General features: G+C 69.8%; 17 protein-coding genes and 3 pseudogenes. 7 read left to right on the forward strand and 13 right to left on the reverse strand.

Annotated elements, in window-relative coordinates:
- The first annotated feature begins 281 nt into the window (after positions 1–281).
- Positions 282–1,409: a GNAT family N-acetyltransferase gene (locus ACF07V_RS36410; protein WP_392160093.1), complete on the forward strand. Its 1,128-nt coding sequence runs from the start codon at positions 282–284 to the stop codon at positions 1,407–1,409.
- A gap of 20 nt (positions 1,410–1,429) precedes the next feature.
- Here the strand turns inward: ACF07V_RS36410 and ACF07V_RS36415 are convergent, their stop codons facing one another.
- The gene (locus ACF07V_RS36415; protein ID WP_392160244.1) at positions 1,430–1,888 is read right to left on the reverse strand and encodes a hypothetical protein; all 459 of its coding nucleotides are present in this window, start codon (positions 1,886–1,888) and stop codon (positions 1,430–1,432) included.
- On the opposite strand from ACF07V_RS36415, the pseudogene ACF07V_RS36420 reads away from it, so the two are divergent.
- Positions 1,862–2,095, forward strand: a pseudogene (locus tag ACF07V_RS36420) (ATP-binding protein); the annotation flags it as partial. The gene ACF07V_RS36415 and the pseudogene ACF07V_RS36420 sit on opposite strands and share 27 nt — an antisense overlap.
- Here the strand turns inward: ACF07V_RS36420 and ACF07V_RS36425 are convergent.
- The 3 genes and pseudogenes from ACF07V_RS36425 to ACF07V_RS36435 form a co-directional block, all read right to left on the reverse strand.
- Positions 2,076–2,609, reverse strand: a complete 534-nt coding sequence (locus ACF07V_RS36425; RefSeq protein WP_392160095.1) for a DnaB-like helicase C-terminal domain-containing protein — start codon at positions 2,607–2,609, stop codon at positions 2,076–2,078. The pseudogene ACF07V_RS36420 and the gene ACF07V_RS36425 sit on opposite strands and share 20 nt — an antisense overlap.
- A 20-nt stretch (positions 2,610–2,629) precedes the next feature.
- Positions 2,630–3,412: pseudogene (locus tag ACF07V_RS36430) on the reverse strand (replicative DNA helicase); the annotation flags it as partial.
- Positions 3,413–3,595: 183 nt separating this feature from the next.
- Complete coding sequence (locus ACF07V_RS36435) at positions 3,596–6,412, reverse strand: BTAD domain-containing putative transcriptional regulator (protein WP_392160097.1); 2,817 nt, start codon at positions 6,410–6,412, stop codon at positions 3,596–3,598.
- Positions 6,413–6,562: 150 nt separating this feature from the next.
- On the opposite strand from ACF07V_RS36435, the gene ACF07V_RS36440 reads away from it, so the two are divergent.
- Positions 6,563–6,796, forward strand: coding sequence for a hypothetical protein (locus tag ACF07V_RS36440; RefSeq protein ID WP_392160099.1), 234 nt, complete (start codon positions 6,563–6,565; stop codon positions 6,794–6,796).
- A 190-nt stretch (positions 6,797–6,986) separates the two neighbouring features.
- On the opposite strand, the gene ACF07V_RS36445 is transcribed toward ACF07V_RS36440, so the two are convergent.
- From ACF07V_RS36445 to ACF07V_RS36465, 5 genes and pseudogenes are all read right to left on the reverse strand, one after another.
- A complete protein-coding gene (locus ACF07V_RS36445; protein ID WP_392160246.1) occupies positions 6,987–7,118 on the reverse strand; it encodes a hypothetical protein in 132 nt (43 codons plus the stop codon).
- A 189-nt stretch (positions 7,119–7,307) separates the two neighbouring features.
- Positions 7,308–7,487: pseudogene (locus tag ACF07V_RS36450) on the reverse strand (GNAT family N-acetyltransferase); the annotation flags it as partial.
- A 392-nt stretch (positions 7,488–7,879) separates the two neighbouring features.
- Entirely contained in the window at positions 7,880–9,379 is a 1,500-nt protein-coding gene (locus tag ACF07V_RS36455) for a hypothetical protein (protein ID WP_392160100.1), read from the reverse strand.
- A gap of 239 nt (positions 9,380–9,618) precedes the next feature.
- On the reverse strand, positions 9,619–10,080 hold the full coding sequence (locus ACF07V_RS36460; protein ID WP_392160102.1) for a hypothetical protein: 462 nt from the start codon (positions 10,078–10,080) through the stop codon (positions 9,619–9,621).
- Positions 10,077–10,619 carry an NUDIX domain-containing protein gene (locus ACF07V_RS36465; protein ID WP_392160103.1) on the reverse strand — a complete coding sequence of 181 codons (543 nt, stop codon included), beginning with the start codon at positions 10,617–10,619 and terminating at the stop codon, positions 10,077–10,079. Before ACF07V_RS36465 ends, ACF07V_RS36460 begins: the two co-directional genes overlap by 4 nt.
- A gap of 531 nt (positions 10,620–11,150) precedes the next feature.
- Here ACF07V_RS36465 and ACF07V_RS36470 point away from each other — a divergent pair.
- Positions 11,151–11,630: a nuclear transport factor 2 family protein gene (locus ACF07V_RS36470; protein WP_392160105.1), complete on the forward strand. Its 480-nt coding sequence runs from the start codon at positions 11,151–11,153 to the stop codon at positions 11,628–11,630.
- Positions 11,631–12,354: 724 nt separating this feature from the next.
- Here ACF07V_RS36470 and ACF07V_RS36475 read toward each other — a convergent pair.
- Positions 12,355–12,777, reverse strand: a complete 423-nt coding sequence (locus ACF07V_RS36475; protein WP_392160107.1) for a MerR family transcriptional regulator — start codon at positions 12,775–12,777, stop codon at positions 12,355–12,357.
- Between the two features lie 55 nt (positions 12,778–12,832).
- Between ACF07V_RS36475 and ACF07V_RS36480 the strand changes: the two genes are divergently transcribed.
- Positions 12,833–13,804, forward strand: coding sequence for an oxidoreductase (locus tag ACF07V_RS36480; protein ID WP_392160109.1), 972 nt, complete (start codon positions 12,833–12,835; stop codon positions 13,802–13,804).
- A gap of 127 nt (positions 13,805–13,931) precedes the next feature.
- Here ACF07V_RS36480 and ACF07V_RS36485 read toward each other — a convergent pair whose 3' ends face one another.
- The gene (locus ACF07V_RS36485; protein ID WP_392160111.1) at positions 13,932–14,525 is read right to left on the reverse strand and encodes a TetR/AcrR family transcriptional regulator; all 594 of its coding nucleotides are present in this window, start codon (positions 14,523–14,525) and stop codon (positions 13,932–13,934) included.
- Positions 14,526–14,633: 108 nt separating this feature from the next.
- Here ACF07V_RS36485 and ACF07V_RS36490 point away from each other — a divergent pair, with 108 nt between their 5' ends.
- A complete protein-coding gene (locus tag ACF07V_RS36490) occupies positions 14,634–15,545 on the forward strand; it encodes a TIGR03620 family F420-dependent LLM class oxidoreductase (RefSeq protein WP_392160113.1) in 912 nt (303 codons plus the stop codon).
- Between the two features lie 347 nt (positions 15,546–15,892).
- Here the strand turns inward: ACF07V_RS36490 and ACF07V_RS36495 are convergent, their stop codons facing one another.
- Both ACF07V_RS36495 and ACF07V_RS36500 read right to left on the reverse strand, forming a co-directional pair.
- Positions 15,893–17,167, reverse strand: coding sequence for an MFS transporter (locus ACF07V_RS36495; protein WP_392160114.1), 1,275 nt, complete (start codon positions 17,165–17,167; stop codon positions 15,893–15,895).
- 17 nt (positions 17,168–17,184) lie between these two features.
- The gene (locus ACF07V_RS36500) at positions 17,185–17,724 is read right to left on the reverse strand and encodes an ArsR/SmtB family transcription factor (protein ID WP_392160116.1); all 540 of its coding nucleotides are present in this window, start codon (positions 17,722–17,724) and stop codon (positions 17,185–17,187) included.
- 682 nt (positions 17,725–18,406) lie between these two features.
- Here ACF07V_RS36500 and ACF07V_RS36505 point away from each other — a divergent pair.
- Positions 18,407–18,820 (forward strand): hypothetical protein, encoded by a 414-nt coding sequence (locus ACF07V_RS36505; protein ID WP_392160118.1) that lies wholly within the window; start codon positions 18,407–18,409, stop codon positions 18,818–18,820.
- Positions 18,821–19,312 lie beyond the last annotated feature (492 nt).

Consider the following 19,312-nt stretch of genomic DNA (forward strand, 5'->3'; position numbering starts at 1 on the left):
GACCCACGGCCGGGAGTTCCTCTTCGCCACGAACGGACCAACGAGCAACCGAGCCGACAGTCACATGATCAACAGCTTCTGTTAGGACCTCTTAGAGGTGCCTGTGGGACCCCAACGAATCCTGAGGCCTCGCTTCTGTGTGCGGTGCTGCGGGTGGGCCCAGCTGAGCCGCGGCCTGGGGCAGGTTTCAGCGGCGGCGGGTGGGTAAAGGTCTCGCTTGCTCCGCGGCGCATGTCGCAGCGCCGCGCGATGCTGTGCGACCAGGAAGGCCGAGGGGATCCGTGTCGGAACATGGGCCAGCCGTCCGCTACACCGAAGTCGCGGACCAGGATGTGCGCAGTCTGCGGACGCGTTTGTGCCGGTTGCGCACCGACGCGGGCGCACCGGTCGCCGAACTCGAGGCGGTCTCCTTCCGCGTCCGCTTCGGCGCGGTGGCCGTCGCCGCGGAGGGCATCGGCGGCGTGCAGACCGAGCCGGAGTTCCGGCGGCGGGGACACATGGGCCGGCTCCTGCGCCAGGCGCTGGCCGGCATGGCACAACGGGTGGACGTCGCGTTCGTGTCCGACGGTGTCGAAGGGGTGTACGAGAAGTTCGGTTTCGTCGGCGCTGTGGCAGAGGGGGCTCTGGTCGTCCCCGTGCGCAACGTCGAACGCGCGACCGGGAACGACCCGGCGGCTGCCGTCCCGGGTGTCCGCAGCGGCTCGGCGGCGGATCTGCCGGCGATGGTCCGTCTGTACAACACCGCTCACGCTCAACGCCCCTGGACCCATGAACGGCATGTCGGCTGGAACCGGCTCGTTCCCCAGGCCACGTGGAAGCCCGGGTCGCAGACCCTGGTTCTGCGCAGCCACGACGCCCTGGCGGGCTACGCCGTGCTGGAGGGTCGGGCCTACGGTGACCCCTTGGGGTCGGTGGTCGTGGATGAGCTGGTGGCCGAACACGCGGCTGCGGCAGCCCTGCTGCTCGCGGCCCTCGCCCGGCTGTGCTGGCAGAGGCGCTTGAGCGAGTTCACGGTCCGGGAGCCGGCCGACAGCCTGGTGGGCCGTGTGGCGCGCCACATGGGCTGCACGGAGCAGCGGGGGTTTCGGTCGAGCGGTGGGATGATGGCGGCCGTTCTGAACCGGTCGGCGCTGGTACGCAGGCTGGAGCCCGAGCTGCGCCGCCGGGCCGCTGGACAGCGGCCGGACCAGGGTTACGACACGGCGCTCGCAGCACTGCGGCGCGGCGGTCTGTTCCCCGATGACACGGCGCTCGTCCGGCTGCTTCTCGGCCAGTGGTCGACCGGTGACGCCGATGCAGCGGGCGTGGCGCTGCCCGACCGGTACCTCGACCTTTGTGCGGCCTGGTTTCCCGGAGGCGGCACTCCGTCCCTGCCGACCCCGTACGCCCACCGCCTGGACCGCTACTAGGCGTTGATCGAATGTGCAGGTCACAGCCACTCGTTGACGGCTGCTACGAGGACCGTCGCCTCGTAGCGAGCCGCGAGCTTGTCGACCTCATGGCCACAGCGCGGTGCCTCTCGAGGCGATTGACGCCGCACTCGACCGCGTGCCGAGGCTTGTAGTCCTCCGGGTCGAACTTCGGTGGTCGACCGCCACGGGAGCGTGTTCCTTCGGTTCCGCGCCTGGTCAGCCTTGTCCGGGATGGTGCGGCGGATGCCGCGCCGCCGTAGGTGGGCGCGGTTCTGCCGGGAGGCATACGCCTTGTCAGCGCGCACGCGGTTGGGCCGGGTGCGAGGCCTGCCCACCCCAAGCCGCGGCACCCGCACGCGGCTCAAGCCGACCTCGAACTGCGGGGAGTCACCCCACTGCCCGGCCGTGATGACGATCGACATGGGCTTCTGCCGCTGTTCGACGGTGACATTCCGGTCCGGCACTTCGTCCTCCATGCCGACCAGGACACCCTCCGCGGGCGCATCGCGGGCGACACTGTTGTCGGCCCCAACTCCCCGTTCCGTCTCCAATACCTTGAGCCCTACACCGTGGCGACCCGGACGTGGCTCCACGCCGAGGCCGAAGTCGTCGACACCACACACCTCACGCCCGCACAGGCCGCGCTGCAGATCGCAGAGGCCGTCAGGAGTGCAGCATGTTGACGAACCGGGAGCAGCGGCCCTGGAAGGCCACCGTGATCGTGGCGGTAGGGCCTTGACGGTGCTTGGAGACGATGAAGTCGGCTTCGCCGGCCCGGGGTGAGTTCTTGTCGTAGGCGTCCTCGCGGTGAAGGAGGAGGACAAGGTCGGCCATCTCTTGCAGGGTGCCGGAGTCGCGCAGGTCATTGAGAGTGGGCTTCTTGTCGGTGCGCTGCTCGGGGCCGCGGGTGAGATCGGAGACGGCGACGACGGTGATCTCAAGTTCCTTGGCCAGTGCCTTGAGGCCACGGGCGATCTCGGAGACCTCCTCATGGCGGGAGCCGAAGCGGCGGGTGCCGTAGTCGAGGCTCTGCAGGGTGTCGACGACAACCAGGCGGACGCCGTTGCGCATACGAAGTCGACGGCACTGAGCACGTAGGTCGAGGAGCGTTCCCGACCCCGCGTCCTGGATGTACAGGGGCGCCGCGGCGACGTCAGGCATCCGCCGTGCGAGCCGCTGCCAATCCTCGTCACGCATGTGGCCGTTATACGCATCTGATGGAGGGCCACGCGGGTCTCGGCGGACAGGATCCGCTGGGCGATCTCGTGGCGAGTCGACTGCAGGCTGAACAGCGCACTGGGGATGGCGTGGTTGATGGAGGCGGCGCGGAGGAAGTCCACTGCCAGGGTGGACTTTCCCATCGCGGGACGTCCGGCGACGACGACGAGGTGCCCAGGCATCAGACCGCCGGTCAGCGCATCGAGAGCCGTGAACCCGGTGGGAACGCCGGGTAGCGTTCCGGGCCGGCTGCCGATGGCTTCGATCTCGTCGAGCGCGCCTTCCATCAGCTCGCCGAGCGGCATGGCCGCAGGGGAGGGGGGCCGGCGGCTGGTGGCCTTGAAAAGGGCGCTGTGCGCTGCGTTCAGGACCTCGTCGGCGTCGTCGATGTCCGCTGCTGTCACGAGACGCTCGGCTTCGCGGGCCGCATCGACAGTTGCCCGGAGGGCAGCCGCGTCCCTCACCCGCTGTGCGGCCGAGTGGGGATCCTTGCGGGCACGGGATGACTGGACCAGGTCGCGGACGGTACCGAAGCCGACGGCGTCCAGCTTCCCCCGCTTCTCCAACTCGGCCTCGACCATGGTGGGGTCAGCGGGGCTCTGGGTGCCGAAGAGGTCGAGGATGACCGAGAACAGCAGTCGATGGCCTCGGTCGTAGAAGTCAGTGGGTTCCAGAGTCATGGCGACGTCCGCGATGGAGTCCTTCGACAGCATCATCGCCCCGAGCACCGCGCGCTCTGCTGCGAGATCGACGGGCAGGCCACCCTCATGAGTGCCCGTCATCTTCCTGGCCGCCCTCGTCGTACACGTTGGTCGCAGTCACACGGTACGGTGCCGCCCCGACCCCAGCCACGGACGATCGTCGATTCGTCACATCGGGTGACCCATTGAGCCGCCGTCGCTCGAACCCGGCGCCCGCTCCTGCCGCCCTTCGGCTCCCGTACCGTCCCTCGCTCCCGTCCTCGATCAGTCGTCCGACGGGGCGAGCCCGCTCAGCGCGGCCCCCAGGCGGACCACCCCCTGTGCCTTGACCAGTGAGGTCCCGTGGGCGTCCACGCGGCGCATCAGCGGTGTCATCAGACGTAGCCCGGACGGTGGCTTGTCCGCGCCCACGGCGACGTGCAGGCGGGCCACGAAGCGGGCGAAGCCGGCGGGGCTCGCCGGGTCGTCCGGATCGCCCGCGAACCGCTCGGCCCCGGCCATCGCGGCCTCCGACTCCCCGACGCGTCCCGTGGCGCGCAGGACGAGCGCCAGCAGCACCCCCGACACGTGAAGGCGCCGGGCACTGCCGGTCGCCTCCGCCCAGGCGAGCGCCTCGCGCAGGTCCGTCTCGGCCGCCGCGTACTCACCCACCAGGGATGAGAGCCAGGCCCGCGTGTGCAGCGCCCGCGCTCGGTACTCGGGTTCGCCGGCCTCCGCCGCCCGCCGAGCGGCCGATCCGGCGAGCCGACGGGCGTCCTCGTAGTGACCACGGCTCGGAAAGAGGCTGCAGACCGCGATCAGCGTCAGCAGTTCCACGGCCGTCCGCAGGGCGTCGGGGACCGACGCCAGCGACTGCTCCACGGCAGTGGTCAGTACGGCGTGCTCCGCACGGAACCAGGAACGGGCCTGCTCGGTGCCCTCGAAGGCGATGCCCGGATGGTCCACGGGATGGAACCAGGGGGGCGAGGGGACGTTGTCGGGCAGCGCGGTCCGTGCCACCCGCACCGCGCTGCCGTAGAGGAGGGCGAGGACCCGGCGCAGCGCCGCCGCCCGGTCCTCGGAGCGCTCGGTGGATTCGGCACGGCGTCGGCCGTAGAGCCGGAGGAGGTCGTGCAGGCGATAGCGACCCGGAGCAGGGGACTCCAGCATTCCGGCGTCGACCAGGCCCTCCACGAGCTCCTCGGCCGCGTTCTCCTCGGTGCCGAGCAGCGCGGCGGCGACGGGCAGCGGCACGTCGGGGGCGTCGAGGAGAGACAGAAGACGAAACGCCCTGGCCTGATCGGGCGCAAGGGCCCGGTAGCCGAGCTGGAAGGCGGACTCCACCGCGTGGTCGCCGTGGCTCAGCTCGCCGAGCAGGGTGCGGGTGTCGGTCAGCCGCGCCCCGAAGGCGCGCAGGCCGTGGCGCGGCAGGGCGGCGAGGCGCGCCCCGACGATGCGTACGGCGAGCGGCAGACGGCCGCAGGAGTCGGCCAGGGCCTGGGCGGCCTCGGGCTCCGCGGCCACTCGTGCGGTGCCCGCGAGGGTGCCGAGCAACGTCACCGCCTCTGCCTCGGCGAAGACGTCCACGGCGAAGGAGAGGGAACCGGGGACCGCGACATGAGGCGCCCGCGTGGTGATGAGTACGGCAGAGCCGGCCGTTCCGGGCAGGAGGGGGCGAACCTGGGCGGCGTCCCGGGCATCGTCCAGGACCAGCAGCACACGGCGGTCGGCGAGCAGGGTGCGCAGCAGCGCGGCCCGCTCTTCCAGGTCCAGCGGCAGCCGCTCGGGCGGCGTGCCGAGTACCGAGAGGAGGTCGGCGAGCACTCCGGCCGGGTCCGCGGGAGTGGCGCCGGCACGCAGGCCGACGTACAGCTGCCCGTCGGGAAAGGCCGCGCGCAAGCTGTGCGCCACGTGGACGGCGAGCGCGGTCTTGCCGACGCCGCCGATGCCGGTGAGGGTCGCGACGGCCATTGCCGGGCTGTGCCCGGGGCGGGCCTGGAGCAGGTGATCCCTGATCTCGCCGATGAGCCGGCCGCGCCCGGTGAAGTATCCGATGTCGGAGGGGAGCCGTGCCGCGGCAGTCCTCCTCGCGCCGCCCTGCGCGGTGCCTACGGTCGCAGGCGCTCCGGGCCGTGTGCCAGCCCTTGCGGACGGCTGCCGCTGGTGGCACAAGGCACCGGCCGATCCGAGCATCGGGAGGGACGGGACTGCTGAGCCGCCCGCCGTTGGTGCTCCCGATCGGCGATCGTCCGGGGCGGCCGCGCGGGACGAGGGCAACACGCGGACGCCGGTGCCGCCGGGCCACGCGAGGGAACGCGCTTTTCGTCCCGTACGGAGTCCACGATGCAGGTCCCTCAACTCCTCCGACGGCTGGGTCCCCAGTTCCCGCGCCAGCACGTCGCACACCTCGTCGAACACCCGAGCGGCCTCCACCTGGCGCCCGGTGCGCTGCAGAGCCAGCATCAGCAACCCGTGCGAGCGCTCCCGCAGCGGGAACTCCCTGACCATCGAGCGCAGTTCGGTGACCACCTCCCCGTAACGCCCCAGTTCGACGGCTGCGGCGTACAGGTCCTCACGCGCGGCCGCGAGAGACTCGGTCAGCTGTTCGCGGCGGCGCTCCGCCCAGGGCCCCGGAACTCCGGCCAGGGGGACTCCCCGCCAGCGCCCGACCGCACGCGTCAGCCGCTCGTACACGGCCTCGGCGGTCCCGCCCCGGTCCGCGGTCTCGTGCGCGAACACCTCGGCGTCCACGACAACCGCTGGCGTCGGGAACCGATAGCCGCTCTCCGTGGTGACGATCAGCCGGCTGCGGGACCGCACGGGCCGGTCCGGCTCCAGTGCCGCGCGCAGCTGTGAGACATACGTGCGGACGGCCGAGGAAGCACTGCGCGGTGCGGCAGCCGATCCCCACACCCCTTCCACCAACTGGCCGACCCCGACGACGTGGCCACGCCGCAGCACCAGCATCGCGAACACCGCCTGCTGCTGCGGCGGTCCGAGTGCGATCCGCTCCTCGCCCCACCGGGCGCCGACCGGTCCGAGGAGTCGCACCGCCAGCTGCCCCGATCGTGCCTGCAGCCGCTCCCGCGGTGCCTCCGCCATCCCATCCATGACCAACGTCCCCCTGACCTGCGCCGTCGCTTGTTCCGCACCGCCGGGGCCGGGACGTTCATCGAACGTTGAGCCCTTCCCGGCAACCCGCACCGATCCTTGGACAGCCCGCAACGACACACGACGAAACGGAGCGGATCCATGAAGCACACCATCGGCAGGTGCGGCTGGGCCGTCCTCTGCCGCCTCCTGCCCGCACTCGCCTTGGGCGGCCTGCTCACCGCCGCGCTCACGGAGCCCGCGCACGCGCAACCGCCCGGCGTCGGCCGGGGTGCGCGCCTCCTCACCGAGATCAACCTGCCGACCGTTCAGGGCGCAGTCATCCCGTGCCTTGAGCATCCTTCGAACTGCAGGAGTACGACGAACGGCAGGTGATGCCGATCCACGGGAGCCCGTACGCGGGGGGTCCAGACGGAACCGCACGACCCCATTGCCGTACGAGGCACCGGCCCCCAAGGTCGTTCCCTCCGCACATGCGATGAGCCACGGCGGCGTGGGCGTCGGCGAGTCCCTCCCGTCGAAGGCGCGGGTCTTCGACGGGAGGGCGCTGCGGACGAGACGAGGGCTATGCCTCGAGCTCCTCCGCGTCGGCCGACTCATCCGGCAGACTCGGCGTGTCCATGGCGTCCATGGCGTCGATGCCGATCTCGCTCTCGTCGATCGGCGCGATCCGGTCTCCCGGGCGGGCTGGATCCATGCTGTCCTCCTGTGGTGATCGTGCGTGAGCACGCTCGGTGGTCGCCGCTGGAACCCGGTTGGTTCCCGGCAGGTTCATGAGGGGCGGCGCAGCTGCTCGGCCGACATCGTGAACAGCAGGATGTCGGCGTGGATGCCACGCCGCTCCACGTACTGCTCCTCTCGCCCCCGCTGCTCGAAGGAAGCCGGGACCGTCGGGGCTCTCCGTGAGGTATCCGGCGACGATCGCTTCTGCCTCCGCCTGATCGATCGGCGAGCGCCAGGTCTGGTAGCGGGCGACACAGGCATCAGAGCGGTAGCGGGCGAGGGCCGTCGCATCGTCACGGCTGAACCGCCGCAGCCGAAGGCGACGGGTCACGATGTCGTGCATCGGCCCGTTCTCTCACGTGCCGGTCCTCGAAACCGGAACCGCGGCCGGTCAGACACAACTGAGGGGACTTGAACTACAGGCCTGGGCGGTCACCGGGCCGCTTGCTTCGACCGCGGTGACTCCGTAGGCCGGCGTGACGGCGAGGCCCAGCATCAAGGCCGCCGCCACACCGACCACCACTCGAACTGTCCGCCTGAGCATGATGGTCCTCCATGACCGTGAATTGATTGCCGACTCGTAGTAGGCCGACAGCCGATGGACGGTTGATCAACAACCGGTCAACGGCCCTCTTCGTAGGCCGTCGGGTGCGAGCGACCGCGATGGAGGCCGGAAGAGCGGATCCGCTTCCCGCCCTCCGTCGCGCTCACTGCCCGGACGCAGAGACAGGCGCTTTACCGGAGCTTCCACTGCATGGAGTCGAGGCCGTCCGCGGTGGCGCAGGAGGAGACCGTCAGCTGGCCCTCACCCGTGGGGGCGCTCAGGCACAGGTCGCCCTGCTTGGTGCGGACGCTGTACCAACCAGGACGGTTGGGGGTGGCACGGAATCGCCAGAGCTGGTTGTCGCTCCCGCTGCCGTTCACCTGGTGCGACCAGGCCGTGCCGTTGGCGGAGTTGTAGTCCAGGACCCGGGCATTGGCTCCGGTGAATCCGCTGCGCTCGGTGTAGCGGTTCTCGATGAGGAAGTAGCCACCGCCCTTGTCCCACAGATGCCACTGCTGGTTGTCGGTTCCGGTCGCGTGATAGCCGTAGACGGCGGCGCCGTTGTCGGTCCGGTACGCGAAGAGGTCGGCGAGGTTGTTGTTCCAGTTGGTCAGGGTCGTGACCTTGTCGTGCGCGGGCTGGCCATCGGCGCCCTGCAGGTTGCCGAAGACGGCGAAGGCGGCGTCGCGCCAGGCTGCGCCGGCGGGGTCGTTGCCGTAGCTCCCGGAGAAGTTGCCGATCTGGGTCGGGCCGCTGTCGAAGGTGTCTCCGTTGAGGACGGGGCCGCCGCTCGCGCCACCGGAGAGGTCACTGTCGCCGGTGCAGGGGCCACCGAGGCCCAGGATCTGAGGCGGGTTGTCCGGACCCCAGTAGGGCTGCTTCACGCACGTGTGGAACTGGTTGCTGTTGGCGGGGATCCCCGCGAACACGACCTGAGCCGACAGGGAGCCGGCGTTGAACTGGTAGCCCGAGGAGCCGACGGCATCCTGCACGTGAGTGCCGTTCTGGGTGTTGAGTGCCAGGAAGGCGGTGTCGTCCGTCTGCCGGCCGGCCGAGAAACTCCCGACGACACCGACGCTGCGGAAGGTCCACGTCCCGTAGGGGGCGTGCTCGCCGCCGGCGTCCTTGTAGTAGCCGGGAGAGAACTCGTACACGGCCTTGGGATTGATACCGCCCCGGCCGTCGTCGATGATGCAGTGCCGTGCGGTGGCGACCATGTCCTTGTTGTCGCTGCTGATCACATTGCCGGTGCACACATTGACGAACCACCAGCCGGGGTTGTTCTCGTCCGGCCAGGACATGCGGATGCGGCCGGTCGTGGCCCGCAGCCGGGTGTCCCCGGGAGATCCGGGCGTGAGCATGGTCTTGCCCGTCTCCGCGGGGGAGGTCGCGGGCGCCTTCACGGGCTGCCCGGCGCCGAGTGCCTTGGTTTTCGGGGGAGTGGCGTTCGGCTTCCAGTCCCGCCGTTCGCCCTTGAACGGACGGAGTGTGCCCTTGGCGTCGTGCTGGGCCCAGAAGGCCCGCTGCTGGGCGTCGGTGGCGGTGGCGTTCCTGGAGACGCCACCGTCCGCGGCTCGCGGCGTGGGGGTGGGCGTGGGCGTCGCCGGGCTGCCGGCGTAGGCCGACGCGGTCGGCAGGGCCGCGGTCAGAGTCGCGGCGGCCAAGGCCAGGGTGAGCGCATGTCTGCGCAACGGATTCTCCATTCGATGCGTGGTCGATCGAGATGCATGGAGAGAGTCGACGGCCCGAGTCCATGGGAGATTGACAGAAGATAAACGGGTCCCGGCGCACCGAGCGCGAATGAGCCCGATCAACGCCCCACGGTGGCCTGCCTGGTGGCGGCTGATCGCCCGTACCCCCGGCGGTGGCAGGGAGCCTCCCCCTCACCGGACCGACGCTGGACGGTTACGGGTGAAGCCGGCGCTTGGCGTCAGTACCGGGCGATGACCTGTCGCAAGCCCGTACCCAGGAGGTCCTCCAGCACCCGAACGCGGGCTGGCGGTAGCGGTAGCTCGCATTCCGGGTCCGTGGTCACGAGGCTGTATCTGGCGAAGGCCGCAGCCTCGACATAGTCGAGGGCGTTCAAGTCCGTCCGGGCAGAGCAACAGGGCGTCGTCACGGCAAGTGCGTCGAAATAGCCGTCCGGAAGGGCTGCAGTGTCCATCGCGTTGCCCCACCAGTCTTCGATGTCGGAGCCGCACGCGGGGCACCGAACGCCGCACCAGTTCTCCCCTGGATCAATGAAGGCGATGCCGGGCATGTCCCAGACGTCGTAACCGCCCAACGCCTCAGGAACCAGCAGTCGCAGCCGGGCCTGCGCAGCCTCACTCGCCGCCGGTGCAGGCGAAAAGCGGGGGTCCCTGGGTAGGAGGTGGAGCAGCGTGATACTCATGGGGACGACCAGCCATTCAGCGTTACCTTCGAGCCGTCATTCAGGTAGTGGTGGAGGGCGCTGGCAGTGCTCCGCACAAACGTCTCGGGGATGGCGTCGGCGTCGACCCAGCGGACCTGGGAGTGCTTACGGGGTTCGCGGTTTACGGGTTCGCCGGTCCAGTCGTCCGCTGCGAAGACGACGGTAAGGAAGCCGTTGGGGGCTTCCACGCCCCAGGCGCCGGCGCCGTGGATGATGTGCGCGACGTTGAGAGACTCGGGCTTCACCGTGAGCCCCGTCTCCTCGTAGAGCTCGCGGACCGCGGTCTCGGTGATGGACTCACCCGGTTCACTCTTGCCGACGGGGAGGTCCCACAGGCCCTGGGCGAACTTGGCGTTTTCGCTGCGCTGGAGGAGGACGACGCGATTGGAGGCCTTGTCGTGGACGATGACGGCCGCGACGAGCAGCGTCATCGAACCGATCGCCGGCTTGAGGGTTTCGGAGCTGTCGTCGCTCTGCTGGGCCACGGTGTTCCTTTCGTCGGGAGGGTTGTTGGGCATGTTAGGTGAGGGCCTCGCGGGGCAGGGAGGTCGAGATCGGCGGCGCCGCTCGGCCGGCCGCGCTGGGAGTGCGGTGGCGCTGGTCGCAGAGCGCCGGCGCCGTCCGCACGAAGCGCTGACCCAGGACTGCTTCCCTACGGTGTGCGCTCCCTGCCCGCTGCGCCTGAACGCCGGTGTCGAGCCGTTCGATGACAGCGCGCATAAGGCCGTGAAGGCTGAGGAGTAACCGCCGCCGAGAAGGGCGTGCCCGCGATCACGTGGTGGCTGGCTGCGTTTCCTCCAGGACCTTGACAACTTTGCGCGCCGGCTCCGCCGCATACGGCGGCAGGTCCTCCTCCAAGCACGCGATGCCGCCGGATAGCCGGGCCCTGTCGACGGTTCGCGGGAGTCCCCACGGCCGAACTTCGCCTCCGTTCGTCCGCCGGCGAATCGAATGGGGGAGGAGCGGAAGCGAAGAGCGCGCTCTCCCCGGACGGTGATGGTGCGGAAAAGCCGTTGCTCTGAAGCCTGTTCGGGCTGATAGACAGGGGCATGGACGACAAGATCATGGCCTCGGTCGAGCTGATGCTCGCGGAACGGTCCTGCGAGCGCATCATCGTGGACTTCATCCACCGCCTTGACCTCGGCGACCCGAGTTCGGTGGCCGAGCTGTTCACGCCCGATGGTGTCTGGCACTGGCCTTTCGGGAACCGGCGCATCGAGGGTCGAGAGGCCCTCCGCTCCTACTTCGCCTCTCGGCCGACGGACAGGTTGTCACGCCGTCTGATGACGAACATCCTGGTCACAGTGGAGTCCGACGCGACAGCACGGGCTGTTTCGTATCTGACGACATACCGGGTCGATGGATACTCGGGCGGGATGATCGAGCCCCGGCTTCCGGCGAACGTCGGCCACTACGAAGACACCTTCCGCAAGATCGACGGCGTCTGGCTCCTCGCCAGCCGTACCGTCTTCCTTCCTTTCGGTGGCGGAACGGAACGGCTTCCCGTCGCGGATGCATCAAACGCCTGACGACATCGCTTTGTGGCCCAGCGGCTGTGAGGTGGTCGGGATCCCTGGTGATCAGTGAGGGGCAGTCGAAGGCGAGCGCGTAGTAGGCGCGAAGGACGTGGTTGATCCCGGGGACCAGGTCGCTGATGGTGTTGTTGTTGTCGATCCAGCGATGCGGGATCTCGCTGGCGCAGGCGGGTTGTCACCAAGCCGTGCTTGGCTGGTTTGACGTACCGTCGGCCGATGTGCGGGATGTCTCCGACCCGAGTTTCCTGGCTGTCGTGGAATCAGCACAGCAGCGCGCCCCGTCCTGCGCCCGCCCTCTCCGCCATCACGAGGAGCGCACCGATCGCGGTGACGCGGACGACGCCTCCACGACGCATTCGGGCGCGCCTTTTTGCCGGTGAACCCCCAGCCGGTCCGGCGCTGCTGGATGCAGCCGACCACCACTCCGACGGCCCCGGCGACCTCTGCGCCCACGCACGGAAGGGCCGCGCCCCCGTACTCATACCGGAGGGCAGATCCCTCCAAGGACCAGTCTGCGTCCGCCACCGGATGCCATCGATCGGCCTCCGCCAACCCACCGCCGGCCTACCGCGCATCGCCACCGGTGGCATCGACTCCAGCACGGCCCACTGATCGTCAGAATGCTCCCCTCGCCCTACCCCACGATCACCACGGCCGGGGGCCTGGCGACTGCGATGGTGTGCCCCGCAAGGGGGGGAGAGAGAGCTCGTCTTTGGATTCAGGTCGTGGGGTCCCAGAGGCCGTCGGCTTCCCCTCGGGCGAGGTGTTCGGCATAGACGCCGACCTTCCAAGTGATGACGGAGCGGCACTCCTCCAGTGCCTGAATCTGGGCGTCCACGCGCTGTCGGTGGGTATCGAGGAGCTGCAGACGTTCCACCTCGTTGCCGGGACCGTGCCGTACCAGCTCGGCGAAGCGCTTGAGGTCGGCCAGCGGCATCCCGGATTCCCGTAGTTTGACGCAGATCAGTAGCCATTCGACATCGAGCGCGCTGTACCGGCGCCGGCCGCCGTAGGTGCGCTCGATCGGTCCGACCAGCAGGCCCTCGCGCTCGTAGAAGCGTAGAGCGTGCGCGCTGAGTCCGGTCTGCTCGGCCACCTCGCCGATGCTCAGTGGCTCCGCAGGAGTGTGGGTCGTTGCCATGCGCCAGAGTGTAGGACTTGATCTAGACCTCACTCTAGATCGTAGCTTCGTCGACATGACCAGCATTGATCAGCGGCCGCTCGGCTCGCCCTTCTCCGCCACGAGCACCACCCAGGACGTCATCGCGGGCCTCGACCTCTCCGGCATGAGCGCCGTCGTGACCGGGGGCTACTCCGGACTCGGCCTGGAAACCACCCGCGCCCTGACAGCAGCCGGGGCCCATGTCGTTGTCCCGGCACGCCGGCCGGACGTCGCCCGCATCGCGCTCGCGGACGTGGAAGGCTGCGAGGTCATCCCCATGGACCTGGCCGACGTCCAGAGCGTGCGCGCCGCCGTCGTCAGGATTCGCGCATCCCTGACCCGGATCGACCTGCTCATGGCTGTTGCCGGAGTGATGGCCACCCCGGAACGGCACATCGGCCCCGGCTGGGAGAGTCAGCTCGCCGTCAACCACTTCGGACACTTCACCCTCGCCTGTGGGCTCTACCCGCTCCTGGCCGCCGCCGGCAGCGCCCGCGTCGTGGTCAACAGCTCCGCCGGCCACACCCTGAGCGACATCCGCTGGCACGACCCACACTTCCGTACCGGCTACGACAAGTGGCTGGCCTACGGACAGGCCAAGACCGCCAACGCCCTCTTCGCCGTGCACCTGGATGTTCTCGGCCGTGGTGACGGTGTCCGCGCGTTCGCGCTGCACCCCGGCAAGATCATCACCGGGCTGCAGCGGGAGATGGCACTCCAGGAGCAGATCGACCGCGGCTGGGTGGACGAACGCGGCAACGTGATCGGCGCCGACTTCAAGACCCCGGCCCAGGGCGCTTCCACCGGCCTGTGGGCCGCCACATCCCCCCTCCTCGACGGCCTGGGCGGCCTCTACCTGGAGGACTGCGACGTTGCCGGCGTCTCCGCTCCCGCGACTCCCATGGACGACGGCGGAGTCCGCGCATACGCCGTCGACCAGGATTCGGCCGCACGGCTGTGGGACCTGTCAGCCGCTGCGACCGGCGCCACCCCGATCGCCCACTGACTCCGCCACCCCGCCATGCGCCTCCTGTGGTCGGGGGTCGGCGTGTCGTCGATGACGACGTCGCCGACTTCGAGGATGTGTGACAAGCGGTTGCGGATCTCGGGTTGTCTCCCGGTCCAGACGGGACTCATTCACTCCGGCGTGGTGCCCCGTGCACGGCGTCCAGCACCAGGTCCAGCAGCCGCTCGGGCTGCCCGGCCTGCTTGCTGTGGGCTGTGGAAAGGGCGATCCCGATGACGAGTTGGAGAACGTCGTCGGCTGTCAGGTCGGCGCGGGCCGTTCCGTGCCGTTGAGCTCGGGCGAGCAGGTCGCTCGCCATGTCCAGGATGCGTCGGTGGCAGTCGAAGCCCAACTCGCCGACCGATTCCACCAACAGGGCGCTGCCCATGCCCTGGTTCACGCGGGCATGGGTGAGGAAGGCCCGTAGCCATTGGTCCAGGGCGTCGTCGGCGTTCGGCGAAGTGAGCAGCTGTTCCGCTTCAGCGCGCAGTGTTTCGATTCGGTCCGCGAGTACCGCCGTGAGCAGGGCTGAACGGTTGGGGAAGTGGCGGTACAAGGTGCCGGGGCCCACCCCCGCCCGGCGGGCGATCTCGTTGAGGGACGCGCCGGGCCCGGCTTCGGCGAACACCTCACGCGCCGCCGCCACCAGACGTTCGCGGTTGAGGCGGGCGTCCGTTCGTCTCGGAGGCTCGGCCGGGGTGTGGCTCTGTCTGTTCGTCATCGTCCCGCCCTTCGGTCGGCTCCCGGGATGGCAAACCGGAGAGGTTCTCCGTATTCTAACCGCCAGGAAAACGGAGAACCTCTCCGGAACGCTGCCTGAGGAGTACGGATGACTGACGACGCGCGGACCGGGCTCGGCCGGGTCGGGATCTGGACCTTCGCCTACGAGGGACAACCCGCCGGACGCGTACGTGAATCGGCCGCAGAGCTGGAGGAGTTGGGTTACGGAGCGATCTGGCACGGTGAGGCGTTCGGCCGCGACACAGTGGGCCAGGCGTGGTTACTGCTGTCGGCCACCCGCCGGATCACCGTCGCGTCCGGTATCGCCAACATCGCCTACCGGGACCCGATCGCCATGGCCAACGCGACACGCACACTCGGTGAGGCCTTCCCCGGACGCTACCTCCTCGGCCTGGGCGGACACCGGGTCGACGACACCGTGCATCTGGTGGACGGCTACCCCGTCCCGGCCCGGGGCAGGGCGCTCGCCACGATGCGCGCCTACCTCGAAGCCATGGACGCAACCCCCGCCCACGGCCCCGTACCGGACCCGGCCCCGCGCCGCGTACTGGCCGCCCTCGGCCCGAAGATGCTCCAACTGGCCGCCGAACGCACCTGGGGTGCGCACCCCTACTTCGTGCCCGTCGAGCACACCGCGGAAGCCCGGACGATCATGGGACCGGATGCATTCCTCGGCGTCGAGCAGGCCGTCGTCCTCGACACCGACCTCGGCCGGGCCCGGGAGGTTGCCGCGGCACACGTCGCCGGATACGTCACCATGGCGGCGCACCAGCGGGCCAATGTCCGAAGGCTCGGCTTCGGCGACGAGGACATCGCGGGTGGACCGAGTCGCCGACTGGTGGATGCGATCGTCGCGTACGGCGACACGGAGGCGATCCGCCGCCGCGTGCAGGATCACCTCGACGCAGGAGCCGACCACGTCTGCCTACAGGTACTGGGCGCCGATCCGACGACGCTGCCGGAGCGCGAGTGGCGCGAACTCGCCTCCGCTCTCATCTGACCCGGTCATCGACCGGAGCAAGGGGAGCTGCCCCGCTCCCGGGCGCTGCCCCGCTCCCGGGCGCTGCCCCGCTACCTAGCGCTGACCGGCTCCCTAGCGCTGACTAGCTCCCTGACGCTACCCCGCTGGTCGACGCCGCCCGGCACGCCCGGCACCCCGCGTGACAACCATCTCCACCCCGGACGACCTGCTGAACCTCGATCATGGCGTGCTCCCGGACACGGGCGGCGACCGACAGTGCTTCGTACGCCCGGCACGGCGTTTCGGCCTGTGCGAGATCTCGGATGTCGCTCCGCGTCCGCGTCCGCGACCTGGCCGCAGCAACTTCCCCACGTGTGGGGGAGGAGTCATGACACGGCGGGTGCACTCGCCTGGGCGGGTTCCTTGAGTGCCGGGTGATCCGGGCCGCCGGCCAGGGCTGCGGCGCGCAGGGCAGCTTCGACCCGGCGGTTGTTGGTCATCGTGGCGGTGACGGCGGTCATCGCCAGGAGGAGGCCGGCGGCCGCGTACAGCGGGGTGCGGATGTCGTAAGTGGTGGCCAGCCAGCCGCCGAGGAAGGCCCCGATGGGAGCGGCGCACATGGCCAGCATGCGGGAGGTGGAGGCGACCCGGCCCATGAGGCGGGCGGGGACGACCGTCTGCCGGAGGGAGGGCGCGAGCACCATCGTGGCGCCCATGCCGGCCCCGCAGGCGGCGAGCGCGAGCCCGGCCACGTACGGGTTCGGGGCGGCGGCCAGTCCGAGGATGGCGAGTCCCTCGATGGCGGCGGTGCAGGTCAGTGCGGTGCCGGTGCCGAGTCGTCGGCCGAGGAAGGAGGCGATGCCCGCGCCGAGCAGGCCGCCGGTGGCCTCCGCGGTGAGGAGCAGGCCGAAGCCGTAGGTGTCGATGCCGAGACGCTCGTGCGCGAAGAGGGCGAGGACGGTCTCCACTGCCAGGAAGGCGATGTTCCCGACCGCCGGGCGGAGCGCAAGCCCCAGCAGCAGCCGGTCCCGGAAGACGTACGAGGCACCGGCCCGCGCCTGCCGTAGCAGCGACTCGCGGATCTCCGGCACAGGCCGGGGCGTGGCGGGCAGCGACCGTACGAGCAGGGCGGAAAGAGCGAACGACACAGCGTCGGCGAGCAGCGGGACCGCCCGCCCGAGCGCGAGCAGCGCACTGCCCGCGGGCGGCCCCGCGAAGCCGGACATGGCGGTCTGGGCGCCGCGCAGACGGGAGTTGGCGCGCTCCAGGAGTGCGGGGTCGCGGCCGAGCAGATCCGGCAGATAGGCCGTGGCGGCCGTGTCGAAGAAGAGCCCGCCGAGGCCGAGCAGGAAGGCGACGGCCGCGAGCAGCGGAATGCTCAGCACGTCGAGCGCGGCCGCTGCCGCCGGTATCGCGAGCAGTGCCGCACGCGCCGCGTCCATGACCCACATCGTGCGCCGACGGTCCCAGCGGTCCACCAGTGCACCGCCGAGCACTCCGAAGAGCAGCCACGGCAGCGTCCCGGCGGCCGCGACGACGGCGAGCGCCATCGGATCCCGCGTCAGCGTCAACGCGAGCAGTGGCAGCGCGGCATGCGACACCCCGTCACCGAGCGAGGACACCGTCTGCGCGGTCCACAGCCGCGCGAATCCGGCTGGCAACTTCCTGACATCTGAGGTCACTTGGCGTCCCCCTCGCCCTGCTCGCGTGATGCCGGGTGGAACAGTGCGAAGACGAGGGACGCGTCCGGCAGCGATGGATCGGACAGCTCCCGGAACTCCTCCGCCAATGCCTGCAGCCGTGTCCCCAGCTCCGCGAACTGCTCGTCGGTGAGCCGCAGATGCGCCATCCCGACGTGCCGTTCGCCATCCGGCGGCGATGCCTCCAGGTCCGCCACCGCATGCCGCATCAGTACATCCGGGCCGCCCTCGCCCGGATCCGGCAGCACGATCGACCGCGCGGCCATCGCGTAGTACCGCTCGGTGACACCCCGTACCTTGCGTGTCCGTACGACCTTCACCAGGCCGGCGCGCTCCAGCAGCCGCACGTGATAGCTGGAACTCCCCTTCGCGAGGCCCACCCGCTCGGCGATCTGGGTAATCGTCGCCGGCTCGAAGCGGAGCACGGCCATGATCCGGTGGCGCGTGAGATTGGAGACGGCGCGCAGCTGCTCGTCCGTGGTGACGTGAAACGTCTCGGGAACGTCATCGGTAGGCATGCGAGCAATGGTCAACGATCCTTGACCATTGCGCAAGGGGATTGCGCGCAGACCTCCGAAATCTGCTGCGAGAAGCGCGAGACCTTCTGTCAAAGCCGCCCGTACGCTCCTGAACCGGGCGGCCGTCCAACAGCATTCGCCTCCGGAAGATCCCTCCCGATGACCGGCCCAGCCCCCCGGAAGCCGCCACGGGACCGGACGCGCAGGACGCGGACGCGTCGGCTCAACGAGCAGCTGGCGGCCGTGGGGGCGGACACCGTGCTGACCATCAGCCCCGACCCGGCGTCAGTACGCGCCTTCGGCTCGGACATGGGCGACCTGGCAGCCTGGGAACCGGCCTACCGGGCGGGTCTTCGCCAATCCGGCGAGGTCCACGCGCAACTCCGCTCCGCGTGGAGGACAGAAGCCGGCGCGGGCTGACCGCCCCACTGGCGTGCGATCACCACACGTATCTGCGCGACCGCTACGTCGGGTATGGGTGAATGGTTCAGCTGTGGCTGCTTCTGAGACAGAATTGCAGGTCACGGGGTCTGCGCCCCGCGCCTGCGGGGATGGCCCGACAGGAAGTCGTGGTCCGTCACCGGCACCTGCTGCTCCCCGTGCCCGCGGGGATGGTCCTTGTTTCCTGGCGGGCGGTCGGGTACTGCCTGTTCGGGCGGTAGGAGTGGTTACCCTGACGCTGGTGAGCAGCGAGCGCATGTACACATACGCCGACCGTTTCCTGGGTGAGTTCCGGGAGCTGGAGCACGGCCGTCCGGACGGACCGTCCCTGTACGCCTGCGTGCGTAGCGAGGGCGATCCATACGAAGAGGATCTGGTCCGCTACCTAGGCGCCGGCCAGGTGCTTGCCGCGACCGGATCAGGCGTCTATGACGTCCTCAGTCCGTCGGAAGAGGCGATCGACGCTCTCTGTCTGCTGACGGATGGCGAGTGGTTCTGGCACACGGACCTCGCTCACTACGTCGAGCGGTACCACGTGCCGGTGGATGCCCGCTTCGTCGAGCACGCACGCCTCCGCGGGTGGTCGCCACCGCAACTGAGCGCTGAGGAGATGCTCCGGATCGAAGACGCTTTCTTCCCTGACGACGAGGAGTGAAGGGCTCGGGGATTGCCCCGAGGGCCGGATCAGGCACCCCGGGTACGGACCAGCTTCCAGCGCCCGCTGAGGGGCACCCCAAGGTCCCCCTAGCCACGGAGAAGCAGAACACGTTGTACATCCGCACGCCGTGGATCGACTGGTCGCACCAGACATGGTGGGCGCCCCTCGGATCGGACAGCTGGACGTGGTGGTGACCGTCAACAGCGTGCCGACGGTGTCCGCGACACCGAAAGCTTCGCATGTGTGCGGAGCCACGCTGGAACAGCACCCCGGCGCCAGCGCCTGCGCAGACCGCCCAGTGTGGAGGGAGAACTGGTCTGCGCTCCGCTCCCGCAGGATTATGGCCGGCGCCGCGGCGACCATCGCCACGACGGCCGTGACCACCGTCCCTCGTGCGCCCCGCACGTCCCAAGCTGCCCCGTTGCGGGGACAGAAGCGGACGACGGCACCACCGACTGCCAGTGCCCAGTCGGCAGTCGCGGCGACCGC

Origin of the sequence: Streptomyces sp. NPDC015661, assembly GCF_043077765.1 — a bacterium.
Classification (GTDB): Bacteria; Actinomycetota; Actinomycetes; order Streptomycetales; family Streptomycetaceae; genus Streptomyces.